General features: G+C 39.1%; 13 protein-coding genes, 1 other RNA gene and 6 pseudogenes. 13 read left to right on the top strand and 7 right to left on the bottom strand.

Annotated elements, in window-relative coordinates; genetic code table 11:
• The 3 genes and pseudogenes from PREBIDRAFT_RS11385 to PREBIDRAFT_RS11670 all read left to right on the top strand — a co-directional run.
• Nucleotides 1-140 (top strand): annotated as a pseudogene (locus PREBIDRAFT_RS11385) (IS982 family transposase); the annotation flags it as partial.
• Between the two features lie 152 nt (nt 141-292).
• A pseudogene (locus PREBIDRAFT_RS03740) lies at nt 293-688 on the top strand (IS1380 family transposase); the annotation flags it as partial.
• A complete protein-coding gene (locus PREBIDRAFT_RS11670) occupies nt 689-991 on the top strand; it encodes a terminase TerL endonuclease subunit (RefSeq protein WP_238295885.1) in 303 nt (100 codons plus the stop codon).
• 62 nt (nt 992-1,053) lie between these two features.
• Here PREBIDRAFT_RS11670 and PREBIDRAFT_RS11625 read toward each other — a convergent pair whose 3' ends face one another.
• Entirely contained in the window at nt 1,054-1,275 is a 222-nt protein-coding gene (locus PREBIDRAFT_RS11625) for a hypothetical protein (protein ID WP_004335715.1), read from the bottom strand.
• Between the two features lie 225 nt (nt 1,276-1,500).
• Between PREBIDRAFT_RS11625 and PREBIDRAFT_RS03730 the strand changes: the two genes are divergently transcribed.
• The gene (locus PREBIDRAFT_RS03730) at nt 1,501-1,776 is read left to right on the top strand and encodes a hypothetical protein (RefSeq protein WP_004339257.1); all 276 of its coding nucleotides are present in this window, start codon (nt 1,501-1,503) and stop codon (nt 1,774-1,776) included.
• A 734-nt stretch (nt 1,777-2,510) separates the two neighbouring features.
• Here PREBIDRAFT_RS03730 and PREBIDRAFT_RS03720 read toward each other — a convergent pair.
• A complete protein-coding gene (locus tag PREBIDRAFT_RS03720; RefSeq protein WP_004335722.1) occupies nt 2,511-3,329 on the bottom strand; it encodes a hypothetical protein in 819 nt (272 codons plus the stop codon).
• 146 nt (nt 3,330-3,475) lie between these two features.
• Here PREBIDRAFT_RS03720 and PREBIDRAFT_RS03715 point away from each other — a divergent pair, with 146 nt between their 5' ends.
• The 5 genes from PREBIDRAFT_RS03715 (at nt 3,476) to PREBIDRAFT_RS03695 (ending at nt 7,932) form a co-directional block, all read left to right on the top strand.
• Nucleotides 3,476-5,254 carry a biotin/lipoyl-binding protein gene (locus PREBIDRAFT_RS03715; RefSeq protein WP_004339254.1) on the top strand — a complete coding sequence of 593 codons (1,779 nt, stop codon included), beginning with the start codon at nt 3,476-3,478 and terminating at the stop codon, nt 5,252-5,254.
• 107 nt (nt 5,255-5,361) lie between these two features.
• Entirely contained in the window at nt 5,362-5,895 is a 534-nt protein-coding gene (locus PREBIDRAFT_RS03710; protein WP_004339253.1) for a hypothetical protein, read from the top strand.
• Between the two features lies 1 nt (nt 5,896).
• A complete protein-coding gene (locus PREBIDRAFT_RS03705) occupies nt 5,897-6,433 on the top strand; it encodes an HD domain-containing protein (RefSeq protein WP_004335733.1) in 537 nt (178 codons plus the stop codon).
• 67 nt (nt 6,434-6,500) lie between these two features.
• A complete protein-coding gene (locus PREBIDRAFT_RS03700; protein WP_004335736.1) occupies nt 6,501-7,187 on the top strand; it encodes a copper homeostasis protein CutC in 687 nt (228 codons plus the stop codon).
• Between the two features lie 235 nt (nt 7,188-7,422).
• The gene (locus tag PREBIDRAFT_RS03695) at nt 7,423-7,932 is read left to right on the top strand and encodes an isoprenylcysteine carboxyl methyltransferase family protein (protein WP_004335739.1); all 510 of its coding nucleotides are present in this window, start codon (nt 7,423-7,425) and stop codon (nt 7,930-7,932) included.
• A 73-nt stretch (nt 7,933-8,005) separates the two neighbouring features.
• Here PREBIDRAFT_RS03695 and ssrA read toward each other — a convergent pair.
• The 3 genes and pseudogenes from ssrA to PREBIDRAFT_RS11015 all read right to left on the bottom strand — a co-directional run.
• Nucleotides 8,006-8,404: a transfer-messenger RNA gene (gene ssrA / locus PREBIDRAFT_RS11020) on the bottom strand.
• A 42-nt stretch (nt 8,405-8,446) separates the two neighbouring features.
• Nucleotides 8,447-8,578, bottom strand: coding sequence for a hypothetical protein (locus PREBIDRAFT_RS11380; protein ID WP_230584227.1), 132 nt, complete (start codon nt 8,576-8,578; stop codon nt 8,447-8,449).
• A gap of 58 nt (nt 8,579-8,636) precedes the next feature.
• Nucleotides 8,637-8,834 (bottom strand): annotated as a pseudogene (locus tag PREBIDRAFT_RS11015) (rhodanese-like domain-containing protein); the annotation flags it as partial.
• Nucleotides 8,835-9,378: 544 nt separating this feature from the next.
• Here PREBIDRAFT_RS11015 and PREBIDRAFT_RS03690 point away from each other — a divergent pair.
• From PREBIDRAFT_RS03690 to PREBIDRAFT_RS11375, 4 genes and pseudogenes are all read left to right on the top strand, one after another.
• Entirely contained in the window at nt 9,379-10,608 is a 1,230-nt protein-coding gene (locus tag PREBIDRAFT_RS03690) for a site-specific integrase (protein ID WP_004339246.1), read from the top strand.
• Nucleotides 10,609-10,636: 28 nt separating this feature from the next.
• Nucleotides 10,637-11,953 (top strand): annotated as a pseudogene (locus tag PREBIDRAFT_RS03685) (tyrosine-type recombinase/integrase).
• The gene (locus tag PREBIDRAFT_RS03680; protein WP_004337360.1) at nt 11,950-12,375 is read left to right on the top strand and encodes a hypothetical protein; all 426 of its coding nucleotides are present in this window, start codon (nt 11,950-11,952) and stop codon (nt 12,373-12,375) included. Before PREBIDRAFT_RS03685 ends, PREBIDRAFT_RS03680 begins: the two are co-directional and overlap by 4 nt.
• A 300-nt stretch (nt 12,376-12,675) precedes the next feature.
• Nucleotides 12,676-12,843, top strand: a pseudogene (locus PREBIDRAFT_RS11375) (IS982 family transposase); the annotation flags it as partial.
• Nucleotides 12,844-12,868: 25 nt separating this feature from the next.
• Here PREBIDRAFT_RS11375 and PREBIDRAFT_RS03675 read toward each other — a convergent pair.
• Both PREBIDRAFT_RS03675 and PREBIDRAFT_RS11010 read right to left on the bottom strand, forming a co-directional pair.
• The gene (locus PREBIDRAFT_RS03675; RefSeq protein WP_004339241.1) at nt 12,869-13,807 is read right to left on the bottom strand and encodes an IS30 family transposase; all 939 of its coding nucleotides are present in this window, start codon (nt 13,805-13,807) and stop codon (nt 12,869-12,871) included.
• A 142-nt stretch (nt 13,808-13,949) separates the two neighbouring features.
• Nucleotides 13,950-14,147: pseudogene (locus PREBIDRAFT_RS11010) on the bottom strand (HAD family hydrolase); the annotation flags it as partial.
• Nucleotides 14,148-14,153: the final 6 nt, after the last annotated feature.

The following is a 14,153-nucleotide window of genomic DNA, read 5'->3' as shown; positions in this document are numbered from 1 at the left end:
ATGATTTGCCGCAACTATGCAAAGGAAACAGTAGGATTGTTTACAAGAATTATCGGTAAATCAGTGCCTTTACCGCAATGCAATATTTAAATCACATTAATAATAGACCCATTGGAAGAGTCAAGTATGCACTGGCTTAATTCCGCCAACGGGTTAAGATATACAATGAATATAAAAGGAAAAAGCGTGCAAGCCACATCTTTGTTGCCTGCACGCTTTTCGTTTTTATTATCTTTGTTATGATTTCCAATCGAGCACGATGGTGTTGTCTTCTTTGAGATTGAAGCTTATGGTTCGTTTTCATCAGAAGGACACGCTGAAGAGGTTCTTTGAGAGATTTGAACAGAATGGGCTCACTATCAATCGCTTCAGAGCTGATTGTTGATCATGTTCTGAGGAGATCGTGGAGGAAATAGAAAAACACAGCAAGTCCTTCTATATCCGTGCTAACCGCTGCAGTTCAATCTACAATGACACCTTTGCTCTCAAAGGCTGGAAAACTGAGGAAATCAATGGTATTGAGTTTGAATTGAACTCTATCCTTGTTGAGAAGTGGAAAGGTAAGGCATATCGACTTGTGATTCAAAGACAGAAACGGATGGATGGTGTGCAGGATTTTTGGGAAGGAGAATACACATACCGTTGTATCCTGACTAACGACTATGATTCTTCCGTAAGAGATTCAGTAATGAGAGGACGTGTAAACGCAACAAGGACGTTCAAGGGCTTAGTTGCGGATTTGAGGTTAAAGCCTTTACGTCAAACTTACGGCTACTTCACCGCACCTATAGAAAGTTTTGAACACGGAGCAAAGACAGGACACATACGGATAGGCGATAACCCTATCAATGCTTATTGTTTCGGTAATGCTATCTTAGATTTTGACAACCTAGAAAACTGTAAACCTATAAAGATAAGGCAAACACAAAAGATAGACGGAGTTATAACGGTGCTTATGTGTGTAAGACAGTTTATAGATTATGAGCGATAACAAAAAGCCCCGATGCTTTACGCACCGAGGTTTAAAAATGTTCATTGATTATACAAACTTCGTTAGAAAGAAGCCGTATTGAGTTCTGCCTTTATATCTTCTATACATTTTGAAAGGCGATCGTATGTCTTTTCTCCAGCATTCTTTATACCACATACATATTGGCGCATCAACGTTGCAGGAATGTCAAGAGAAATAGGAATAAGCCCAACCCTAATGCGACAATATGCGATAGGACAAAGAAAGCCTAGCAAGCAGCGTAAGGAAATGATTGTAAAAGGCATCAAGTCGCTTGCAAAAAAAATGGAAGCAGCAAGCGTATATTGATAAAAAAATTGAATGCTTCGTGCTTCAATAGTAAAAGAACTTTTAAACCGTCTGCATGAGATATGTGGGCGGTTTCACTTTAAAAACAAACAGCATAAAGGCATATAAAAAAGGGACAAAAAAAAGACTTCAAAATAATTGAAGTTCTAGGTTTCGCACTTGCTTGTATAGGCTTATCTTATATGGATTTCTGTAGGCTTACACTAGAGGAATTTAATGCTGTAAGTGAAGCTTATAATAGCAAGTGCGAAACTGCTGTTAAAAACGATTGGGAGCGTGATAGAAAGTTTACTACAATTGCTATTCAGCCACATGTAAGCAAGAAGTTACAACCTAAAGAAATGTTGCCTTTCCCCTGGAAAGAAGCTAAATCAAAGGAAGCCGTGATACTATCACCAAAAGAGCGGAAAGAAAGGTTTGAGGAAATACTTAAAAGGGTGAGAAATCAATGTTTTTAAAAACTAGAAATAAAACCCTCCGCCTTTCATATACTTAACGGCAAGTAAGCAGCCCAGCACAAAGCTAATTCCGCATACGAAAGCCGAGCTATACCATAATGTAATATTCCCTATGATAATGCCCACTATAATAAGAACAGCAGATACCAGCGTAAGCGTTTTATATATGTATAATCGTATTAAGGCAAATTTTGAAATGGGGAAAAATTCGTTTTTGTTATATACAAACCAATTTATTTTAGTTGTATGTCGCTGCCTTTCCGATCCGTTTGCTGCTAATTTGCTTGAAACAAGAGGGCTTCTAAGAAGTGTAAAAAAGCTAACTATGATGAATGCGACAGAGCTGCATAAAAAGTAGATAGCAATAGAGTATTTCTGCCAGCACAAGCAGGCTATCGCTATAGCAAAGGATAAAAAAAAGGTGATAAACGATAAAATAGTAATGTTTTTATAAAGTTTTTGCTTCGTAGTAGCCATAATAATTAAAAAAGTTGGTCAAAAACAAAAATACTCAATTGCATTTATTATAGTAAGACATATCGACTTGTGATTCAAAGACAGAAACGGATGGATGGTGTGCAGGATTTTTGGGAAGGAGAATACACATACCGTTGTATCCTGACTAACGACTATGATTCTTCCGTAAGAGTTTCAGTAATGAGAGGATATGTAAACGCAACAAGGACGTTCAAGGGCTTAGTTGCGGATTTGAGGATATTCAGATTGTTGATACTTTATTTCTTCTTCAAGTTTTTCTTTTCGGCAGCTCTTTTTTCTGCTTCTTGCGCCTTGCGATTAGCTTCTATTGCACTTGCTTTACGATGATATTGCATAACTTTTTTACCAAATTTTGCAGCCATTGAGTCGGCAGAAAGGAAAACCATTGTACCATCGTCATGTCCTACAGAGTCATTTGGCAAGCGTCTACCTTGTTCGTCAACAGTATCTTTGTAGATGTACAACCATCCATTATAAATATGCCATGAGGTATAGACTGTAACTTTAGGGTATTCCACAGGGCTTTCATCTTCTAAAGTGTTGGTTTTCATGATATAACCCACGGGTGAAGCTTGGTTATAGCTCTTCAAAGTAAATCCATATTCGCGGGGGATGAAGAGGGCTTGTTTTAGCGAGTCGCTCATTTCTGCCATTATCTGCTCTTCTGATTTCAGAGGGTTAGGCTTTAGCTTGGGCACTACTTGGAAAGTCCATGTACCCTTTATCTGCTCTAAGTCGATGACAAGTATTGCTTCTTTTTTATTCTTTGGATTGAGCAAAATAGCAAGTTCATCGCCAATTTCTAGTGTACCAAATACCTTATTATTCTTTCGGGCATTAACAATATTGAAGTGTAAGGGGTCTCCACCGTCATTGGGTAAGAATACAATAGCAGAGTCTGAACATCCATCACATGCTAAGCCATATAAGGTTTTATCGCCATTTATCTTTATGCCATTGTTGATTGCTCCATGATCGCCAGTGGCATCTTGATTGTAACAAGCAATAAAGCTAAGAATTGTAATAGTAATAAAGAGCAAATATATTTTCTTCATAATCTGTGCTAAATACTTCCTGCAAAGATAGTCAATTATTGCAAAAAGTAGGTTGTTTGCACTTGTTTTTGGTATTTTTTATCTACTTTTGCACAGTCTCTTGCGAACGCGCAAAGAATATAAAGTGGAAAAAAATAGCACTAAATATGGCAAAACAAATAAAATTCAGTCTCATCTATAGAGACATGTGGCAGAGCTCTGGTAAGTTTCAGCCACGTAAAGATCAGTTAGTAAAGATAGCACCACTATTTATTGAAATGGGTTGTTTCGCACGTGTTGAAACAAACGGTGGCGCTTTTGAGCAAGTTAATTTGCTAGCTGGTGAAAATCCAAACGATTCTGTTCGCGCTTATACTAAGATACTGCATGAGGCAGGTATTCAGACACATATGTTGGATCGTGGCTTAAATGGTCTTCGTATGTATCCCGTGCCTGATGATGTTCGCGCGATGATGTATAAGGTGAAATATGCACAGGGTGTTGATATCCCTCGTATTTTTGATGGCTTGAACGATATTCGCAACATTGCTCCTTCTATTAAGTGGGCTAAGGAAGCAGGTATGATACCACAAGCTGCACTTTGTATCACCACTTCGCCTATTCACACTATTGAATATTATAGCACGTTGGCAGACCAATTGATCGCTGCTGGTGCTGAAGAAATCTGTTTAAAGGATATGGCAGGTGTTGGTCAGCCAGCATTATTAGGTCAGTTGACAAAATATATTAAGGATAATCATCCTGAAATCATTGTAGAGTATCATGGACACTCTGGTCCAGGTTTATCAATGGCTTCAATGTTAGAGGTAGCTAAGAATGGTGGCGATATCCTTGATGTTGCTATAGAGCCATTAGCATGGGGTATGGTGCATCCAGATGTTATATCTGTTCAGAGTATGTTGAAGCACGCTGGCTTCGATGTTCCTGAGATCAATATGGATGCTTATATGAAGGCACGTGCTATGACACAAGAGTTTATTGATGAATGGTTGGGCTATTTTATTAACCCTAAGAACAAGATCTCTAGCTCATTGTTGTTGGGTTGTGGCTTACCTGGAGGTATGATGGGTTCTATGATGGCTGATCTTGGTGGAATTCATACTACTATTAATAATCTTCGTAAGAAGAAAGGTGAAGCTGAATTATCATTGGAGGATTTGTTGATTAAGTTGTTTGATGAGGTTGCTTATGTATGGCCACGTGTGGGCTATCCTCCATTGGTTACTCCTTTCTCACAATACACTAAGAATATAGCTTTGATGAACTTGCTTACCCTTGAGCAAGGCAAAGGTCGTTTCGTAATGATGGATGACTCTATGTGGGGTATGATCCTCGGTAGAAGTGGTAAAGTGCCAGGTGAGATTGCTCCAGAGATTGTTGCACTTGCAAAGGAAAAGGGCTTAGAATTTACCTCTGCTGATCCTCATACATTACTTCCACTGGCGTTAGACGATTTCCGTAAGGAAATGGATGAGAATGGATGGGAATATGGTCAGGACGATGAAGAGTTGTTCGAACTGGCAATGCACCCAGAGCAATATCGTAACTATAAGAGTGGTCAGGCAAAGAAAAACTTCTTGGCTGATCTTCAAAAAGCAAAAGATGCTGCTTTAGGTGCAAGCGTAAGCCCTGAAGAAGCTGCTGCTTTCAAGCACGCTAAGGCTGATGCTTTGGTGGCATCTGTTAAGGGTCAGCTCTATTGGGAGTTCCAAGGCGATGGCGAAGCTGCACCTGCAGTAGAACCATTTATTGGTAAGGAATACAAAGAAGGTGATGTTTTTTGCTACATTGTAGCAATATGGGGCGAGATAGTAACTATCCCTGCAGCACTTGGCGGTAAGTTAGTAGAAATAAATGCTAAGCAGGGTGCTAAGGTAAACAAGGGCGATATTATCGCTTACATTGAGCGTGAGCACAAAGATTAATAGCTTTATAAGGATTTAAATATTACACAGTATAATCGATTCATACGTTTTATATTATCCATGATAATACAATGAACGTGTGGATCGATTTTTGTTTAGCATAAACAATGGATTTGCACAAAGATCTATCACGAAGACTTCACTTACCAGAGATAGAGGAAAGATCGTTTGAATTAATGGCAGATGAGAAGTTACAGAATACTTTTCTTCATCTTTTGTTTCATGATGAGGATAAACGAGTTGTTGAAAACGTAGCTTGGATATTCACTCATTTAAATTCAGCGGAGTTATACTTTATTCATGATAGGTGTGATGAATGTATCCGACTGGCTATCGAAACAAAAAGTGAGACATTGCGCCGATTGTTGTTTACATTATTGTTAAAGATGCCCTTACCCAAAGAAGGTGTAGGACTAGAACTGTTTGACTTCTGCTTAGAAGTTATGATTTTGGTGAAGCACCCTGTTGGTATTCGTGCCCAAGCTATTTATTTAGCTTATAATCTTTGCAAGGATTATCCAGAATTATTAAGGGAATTAGAAGTTAATATACAACAGCTTTCGTATGAAGGACTCAAGCCAGGGTTAAGACATGCACAGCGTAAAGTCCTTTCTTTAATTCAGAAAACAAACAAATTATAATATGAACTACAACGCTATCATTGATAAATATTACGCTGATAATGCATCTCTTCGCAATATTCTCTTGGTGCATAGCCGTGCTGTAACAGCCAAAGCACTAACTATCGTGGATACTCATCCAGAACTAAATGCCGATCGCTTGTTTGTGGAAGAAGCTGCTATGCTCCATGATATAGGAATATTTCTTTGTGATGCACATGGAATTTCTTGTTTTGGCAGTGAACCTTATCTTTGTCATGGACACCTCGGAGCAGAGCTATTGCGCAAGGAAGGCTATCCAAAACATGCTCGTGTTTGCGAACGACACACTGGCGCAGGTATTACAAAGGCACAGATAATAGAACGAAATTTGCCGCTTCCTCCTCAAAATTTCTTGCCAGAAACAATAGAAGAGCAAATCATTTGCTATGCCGACAAGTTCTTTTCTAAAAGCCATATCGAAGCAACCAAGACAATAGAACAAGCTCTCAAAAGTCTTTCTAAATTTGGTGAAGAAGGGGTAGAACGATTTAAAGTATGGGTAGATAAGTTTGAATAAAGTGCTCTTTTATAGTATGTAATTCATAAAAGTAATATTGAAAAGCAATCGAAAAATAGGAGTTATAATGAGAACAAAACCTATATTAGAAGTTTGTACGGGTAGTTTACAGAGTGTTATTAATGCAGTAGAAGGTGGTGCAGAACGCATAGAGTTATGTTCAGCCTTAGCGTTAGGAGGCTTAACACCATCACTTGGATTAGTACAAAAGGTACGAACGCTTTATCCTAAATTGAAGATCCATGTACTTATTCGTGTGCGAGAAGGCAACTTTGTATATACGGAACAAGAAATCCAAACAATGGAACAAGATATAGAAGCAATGCTTCCTTATTGCGATGCCATTGTTTGTGGAGCGTTAACATGTGAAGGCTATATAGATAGCAGTGCTACCGCGCGCTTCCTCAAAGCATGCAAGGATAAACCTTTTACTTTTCATCGTGCTTTCGATCACTGTAAAAACTCGATGAGAGCCCTTGATGAATTAATAGCTTTAGGATGTACTCGTGTTCTTACCTCAGGACAGATGCCGTCGGCAGAAGCGGGTATTCCTAATTTAAAAGCTTATGTTCAGCACGTGGGTAATCGCTTAATTATCCTCCCTGGCGCTGGTGTAAACCCCTCAAACGCCCATTTTATCCTTACAGAAACAGGTGCAACAGAAATTCATGGGTCTGGGGCTATTACATTAGAAGACGGTAGAATAGAGACACAAGCAGAGACAATAAAAGGTATTTTAAGCGATATTAATTAAAAAGCAAGAATATCTTTCTAGGACTATGTTTTTGGGAAAATAGGCATTAAACTATATCTAAACTCTGTTTTTGAGCTGGATATGGCAATAGTAAGTTGTATGATTTTGTTAATAAACATTTTGTGCGAATTGTAAAATTTATTAATTTTTATATAGTTCATCGCTAAGACAATATATTTAATTAATTTTGCACTTAAAATAAATAAGAACTAATTTAATAATTTAAAAAACAAAAATGGAGAATATTTTTATCACGTTTGCTATTTTTTTTGCTTTAAGACTAATGACACTTGGATATTCTATTCGTAATGAAAAGTCGATAAAGAAAAGGGGAGGAATAGAATATGGAAAGGGAAACTCTTTATTACTTACAATTGCCCATGTAGCATTTTATGGTTCTGCACTATACGAAGCATATATTACAAATGCTAGCTTTGATACCTTTTCGTATATAGGCATAGCATTTATGCTTTTTGCTTATCTAGTCCTTTTTTATGTTATCTACAAGTTACATGATATATGGACAGTAAAAGTGTATATAGTTCCTAATCATCGTATTGAACGTAGTTTTCTATTTAAGCATATTAAGCATCCTAATTACTTTCTCAATATCATTCCCGAACTAATAGGTACTGCTTTTCTTTGTCATGGTTGGCGTACTTTTGTTGTTTTATTCCCTTTATATTGCATATTATTATTTGTGCGTATTCGCCAAGAAGAAAAGGCTATGCATCACTTAATATAGTATATCACAGTATTGAATATATATCAAAAAAGAAAGTGCGTCTAAATATGACACACTTTCTTTTTTTTTGATGTAGTGGACCTGGTGGGAGTCGAACCCACGTCCGAACAAGGAAACCATACGCTTTCTACATGCTTATTCTAGCCTTCGGTTTTCGAGTGTTGGCAAGACCTAGACCACCAACCAACACCTTATCCTCTAAATTTCATCTTTGCAGCGAGGCATACAAAGACTCTTCCCGAAAAGCCTGCACCACTTTGCCCTTCAACTCGGAACAACATCTCCAGAGTGGTGTCTCGTTCAGCTATCTAATAGCTGAATAAAGCCAGTAACCTACTGTACTTCGGTTAGGCAGCGAGAGCGTAATTGTTTTCGCCAATTAATTGTTCGATGACTGAGATTAAAGAGCTAACCACCAACGCTCTGCATGCTTACATACCATCTCGTCTTGCCGTCAAATCCAAACAAGCCCAATGATTTATTGTTTGCAAAGATACGCAATAATCTTGAAATGTTAGCAAATATTCAATAAAATATCTGGCAACTCCATTTCACTACAGTGCATCTCTTCCAATTGTTGTTCACCCTTGGGGGGTAATGAGAAGTGCATCTGTCGTTTATCAATTTTATCTAGTTTGCGCTTAATAAGTCCCTTATTTTCAACGGAAGTGATGATCTTTGAAGTGTTTGAAGGAGTTTACTGTACTATACGTTTTATATCCGCCTGATAGATTACGAACATCCTTAAAACCAAGCCCGATGAGGATGCGTTGTGCCAAATATCCACGTAAACCAACGGCACAGAAAACAATAATAGGGTTATCTGTAGACACCTCATTGATTCGTTCACGCAAATCGTCTATAGGTATATTGATGGATCCTGCGATAAATTGCTTTAAAAATAAAAATCTATTTTATTGGTTACCAATTTCTTAAAAATAGCAATTAGTGTCTTATATTGGTATGGTCGGGGAGGGGGTATTGGAAGTGTAAAAAACATTTACAGAAAATATTGGGCGATATAATGTTTAATATAGCTGTAACTATATGATACAAAAGGCTTTACAAAGAGGTAATGTTTTACGATGCAAAAGGTGATGTTTTGTGGCTCAAATGATGATGTTTTAATGAGTAAAAGGTTATGAATTGCAAAGCAACTAATCAAGGAAAATGAAGATAAATCTAAGTTTGTGCAAACTTACTGATAATAAGGAGGAAACGAAATAATTTGCATAAAACTGCTCTGTTCGTAAAGGGCAGGAAAGTGCGGATTTAAGCAGAAGTTCAGTTACTAAGTCATTACCCATATTGGGAATAGGTAACGAAATGCAGATATAAGTAACTGAAATTATTTTCTTTCGCGTGTCTGTTGCTTCGGTCGGCAGTTTTCTGCATAAGTGAAGAACGCTTTAATTCGGGTAACTTTGCCCATAAAAATTAAAGCGTATGAAAACAGAAAAAATGAAGGTGTTGCTCTACCTCAAAAAGAGCGGTATGGACAAGTCGGGTAAGGCTCCCATTATGGGACGTATCACATTTGAAAGGAGTATTGCACAGTTCAGTTGCAAACTGTCTTGCAACCCCGATTTGTGGAATCCCCGTGAAAGCAGAATGGACGGAAAGAGTCGTGAGGCAGTGGAAGTGAATGCCAAATTGGAAAGTCTGCTGCTATCCGTCCAAGCAGCCTACCAATCTCTGCTGTCCAAAGGTTGCCCATTTGATGCAACTGATATAAAAGAGGAATTTCAAGGAAGCGTTCAATCTAAGTGTATGCTTATTGAAAGACTGGATAGACTCATCAAAGAGAAAGAAAACCATATAGGCATTGACATAAAGGGACAAAGCATATTTGGCTACCATTCCACTCGTACCCATTTGCAGAACTTTATAAAAAGTAGGTATAAGGTTTCTGATTTGGCTTTTTCACAGCTTACTGAGCAGTTCATCTACGACTTCCAACAATACTTTATGGGTATTTGTGGGTTTCAGGAAAGTACGTTCTATAATGCCGCTACCCATCTGAAAACGGTATGCAGATTGGCTTATCGTGAAGGATTAGCCGATATTTTATTGTTTGACAAAGTCAAGGTAAGCAAAGGCGACAAGAAACTACCCAAAGCTCTTGACAGGTGTTCGCTTGACAAACTAATGAACATACAGTTTGGAGAGTTGGAGGAAGAAATGGAAACCGCAAGGGACTTGTTTGTCTTTGCCTGCCATACGGGTGCAGCCTATTGCGATTTGATGGAGTTAAGCAGATTGCATCTTGTCCGTGATGATGAGGGAAGCCTTTGGCTGAAGTTCAACAGGCAGAAGACAGGCGTACTTTGCCGTATCAAGTTGTTGCCCGAAGCCATCAGGATAATAGAGAAGTACAAGAGCGACGAAAGGGAAAGGCTATTGCCACAGATGAAATATGCCACCTATCAATCGTATCTCAAAGCATTACGCCTAAGAGCAGGCATAGCTTTTCCCTTTACCACACATACGGCAAGGCATACCTTTGCCACACTCATTACCCTTGAACAAGGAGTACCGATAGAAACGGTAAGCAAGATGTTGGGGCATAGCAATGTGAGTATGACCGAGCGATATGCAAAGGTTACGCCACAGAAACTATTTGTGGAGTTTGAGCGTTTCCTTTCTTTCACAGAGGATATGCAGATGAGTATTTAGCAATAGGCATATTAAAACTAAAATCATGATGAGAAGTACATTTAAGACACTGTTTTATATCAACAAACAAAAGACCAAAACAAATGGTCTGACCTCCATACTCTGCCGTATCACGATAGATGGCAAGAACTCTGTCATTACCACAAACGAAGAATGTAAGCCCACAGAGTGGAACACGAAACAGGGAGCAACAACGAATAAGAAAACCAATCTTCGACTGTAATCATTCAGGGAACTTGTAGAAAAGACCTATCAGGAACTGCTCCTAAAAGACGGAGTGGTAAGTGCTGAACTGCTTAAAAACAGATTGCAGGGCATTGCAACTTCTCCTACCACTTTGTTGGAGCTTAGCAATACAGAACTACAATCGGTAAAGGAAGGTGTGGGCAAATCAAAGGCAGAAGGTACATACACTAACCTTTTCTATGCAAATAGGATGTTATGCGAGTTTATCAAAGACTTAGAGAGTAAGGATATAGAAATCCGAAGTATAACGGAGGAACTGTTTGAAAAATACCGCTTCTTTCTTAAAAAGAAAGGATTGAAAGGCTCTACCATCAACAATTATCTTTGTTGGCTGAGCCGTTTAATGTTCCGTGCGGTAAGCCAGCGCATCATTCGTTATAATCCATTTGAGCATGCAGAATATGAAAAGGTGGAAAAGGCTATCCGCTTTCTTAGTAAGAGTGATGTGAAAAACCTGATGGCAATGAAGATGTGTGATAGCGATGCCGAACTTGCAAGGCGGATGTTCATCTTCTCCTGCTTCACAGGTTTAGCCATTACGGATATGGAACACTTGACGTTTGGGTATATCAAGAGCGCAGCGGACGGACAGATGTATATAAGAAAGGAGCGTCAGAAGACCAAGATGGAGTTCATTGTGCCGTTACACCCCATTGCCAAGACGATTATCGAGCAGCAAAGGCAACTAAAAGCGGTGAAAGAAGAAGGCAATAATACGGATATGGATAACCGTCTTATCTTTCAACCCTGTTGCAGCAGAAGTGTGTTAGCAGCGAAGTTAAGCATCGTAGGCAAGGCTTGTGGTATCAAGCAACGTCTGTCCTATCACATGGCAAGACATACCTTCGGAACGATGTGCCTAAGTGCAGGTATCCCCATTGAGAGCATCGCCAAGATGATGGGACACGCATCAATTGCAAGTACGCAGATTTATGCGCAGGTAACCGACTGCAAGATATCCGAGGACATGGACAAACTCATCGCCAAACATCAGGAGAAGAACAAAGAAAACGATACAATGGAAACGGAAGCTATTACCATAGGGGCAATGACGATTGTCAACGCTAACAGAAACGAAAGCATGGAGGAAACGGCATGAATACAGAAGACAGATTGCAGACAGGGACAGTTTCTCGACAGAGCATAGCACGCAGCTATTTTGAATGGGGAAACGGTATGCAGGTTGTCCGCAGGGGTACAGGCGATGTAGCCATGACCGAGGGCGAGCTTGCAAGGTTCTTCGGAGTTACATGGAGAAAAGTCAATGGCAGACTTCGGACGATAACCGAAGAATCCGTCCTGCATCCAGAAGAAAGGGGCGTAGACGAAAGGAAAATAGTCACGGATAAGGAGGTAAGGGGCTACGCACCGCTCTACCCATTACCTACAATTATCGCCCTTTCCTTCTTGCTTGACAGCGTAGAAGCCCACCTGTTCAGAAAGCATGTGTGCAGTGAGTTGATGCGTCCAAGGAACTCTGTCATTCCCATCATCATATATGGCAGGGGTGTCAACAGCTGAATATGTACCAATCTTTTTTCTTTCATTGTTTTCTTACTACATTACTACAATATGAGATAAATCGATGAAAGAAAAAGGATTACGTTGTTGTCAGTAGTTGCTTATGTGTGTTACTACGATATGACTACATACTACCAACAAGTGAACGGAAAGAATATGTTTCTATTAACTATAGAATAGAGTCAGAGAGAGTTGTGGCCCATCGGAGATTTCAATCTATGAAATGGAGGAAACGGCATGAATTAAAATAACAAATCACAGACAGATACCCGTTGGCGGAATTAATTTAAGTTGATAAACATAAATAAAAAGTTGCACATATCATTGATTTTTAGTAACTTAGTAGTATTCAAAACGTTAAGTTCAAACCATCGTATGTACAACCTTTATACAAAATTCGTCAAAATACTTGAGATATGCAAGCAATTCTCTGAAAATCTCGTCAATGAATCGGGTAACGTTCCACGCGTAGAGTCAACTAGCAAGTGCAAAATTATAAAACGTATTTGAAGAATTCACACTTTGGAGTAGAAAAGTTTAATTTTTCTCTCGGTCTTTCGTTCAATTTCTTTTGTATCGACATTATTCTCTTGTCTGTGTAATGTTCAAACGAATCCTTTTTCGGTATATATTGTCTGATTAGTTTATTTGTATTCTCAATAGCTCCCTTTTGCCATGAGCAATATGGATCAGCGAAGTACACGGGTACGCCTAAGAACTTGGTAATGTCCTTATGTGCTGCAAATTCAGGTCCGTTGTCTGTTGTAATGGTCTTCAGACTGTCTTTGTATGGTAGCAGTAGTTTCCTAACTACCTTTGCCAGAGGCTTTGACTGCTTTCCAAATGGCAGTTTCTGCATAAGTAGCATATTGGTGGATTTCTCCACCAGTGTGAGTATGGCATGCTGGTCAGGGTCTACGATTAAGTCCATCTCAAAATCTCCGAATCTCTTCCCGTCAACTTCCTTACTTCTTTCATGGATACTCAACCTGTCTTTAATTGGAAGATGTCTGCCCTTGGGACGATGCCTGTATTTCATCTTATGTCTTGTGTGTTTGGCAAGTTCCCCTGTTGTATCATTATGGATGATATTATAAATGGATTGGTGGGATACCTTTATCCCCTCACTCTTGCGCAGATAACCTGATATTTGTCGTGGAGACCACTGATCATTAGTGATATATTCCTTAATCCTCCAGACTAATTCATCGGAGAGCCTGGCGTTCTTTACCGTTCTCTTTCTGCGCTGCATAGCCATATCGTGCGCCTTTGTCCAAATATACTTTCCCGATGACGTACTGTTGCGTTTGATTTCACGTGAGAGTGTTGACTGACTGATGCCGACGATTGCGGCAATCTCTTTTCTCCCTATTTTCTTTTGGAGTAAGGCGAAAATTTGCGACCTTTGCTCCGAGATTAATTGATGATACATAAACAATACAAAGTTAGTTAATCTTTGGGAGACAGAGGTCTCCCTTTTTTTATTTGTATTGCTAGTTGTTTCTTTTTCCTCGCCGAGAGATGCAGACAACCTCTCGCTACGCTTCGAGAACGTCTGCATCTCTCGGCGAGGACTACTCTTTTATTGCACTTCGTTTTGGAACTTGCACAATAGCTTTTTCATCATTTGTAGTTGCCACCCCTATAACCCTTGCTCCTGAAGCCCTACCTGATTTTAACCCATTAAAGCTATCTTCAAACACAAAACATTCTTGAGGAGCAAGATCAAAGTTAGCTGCTGCTTTTAAATAGCAATCAGGAGAAGGTTTACTTCAGAA

Source organism: Prevotella bivia DSM 20514 (assembly GCF_000262545.1).
Taxonomy (GTDB): domain Bacteria; phylum Bacteroidota; class Bacteroidia; order Bacteroidales; family Bacteroidaceae; genus Prevotella; species Prevotella bivia.
Note: the sequence above shows the minus strand (reverse complement) of the source record. Positions and strands in the feature narration are given on the sequence as shown.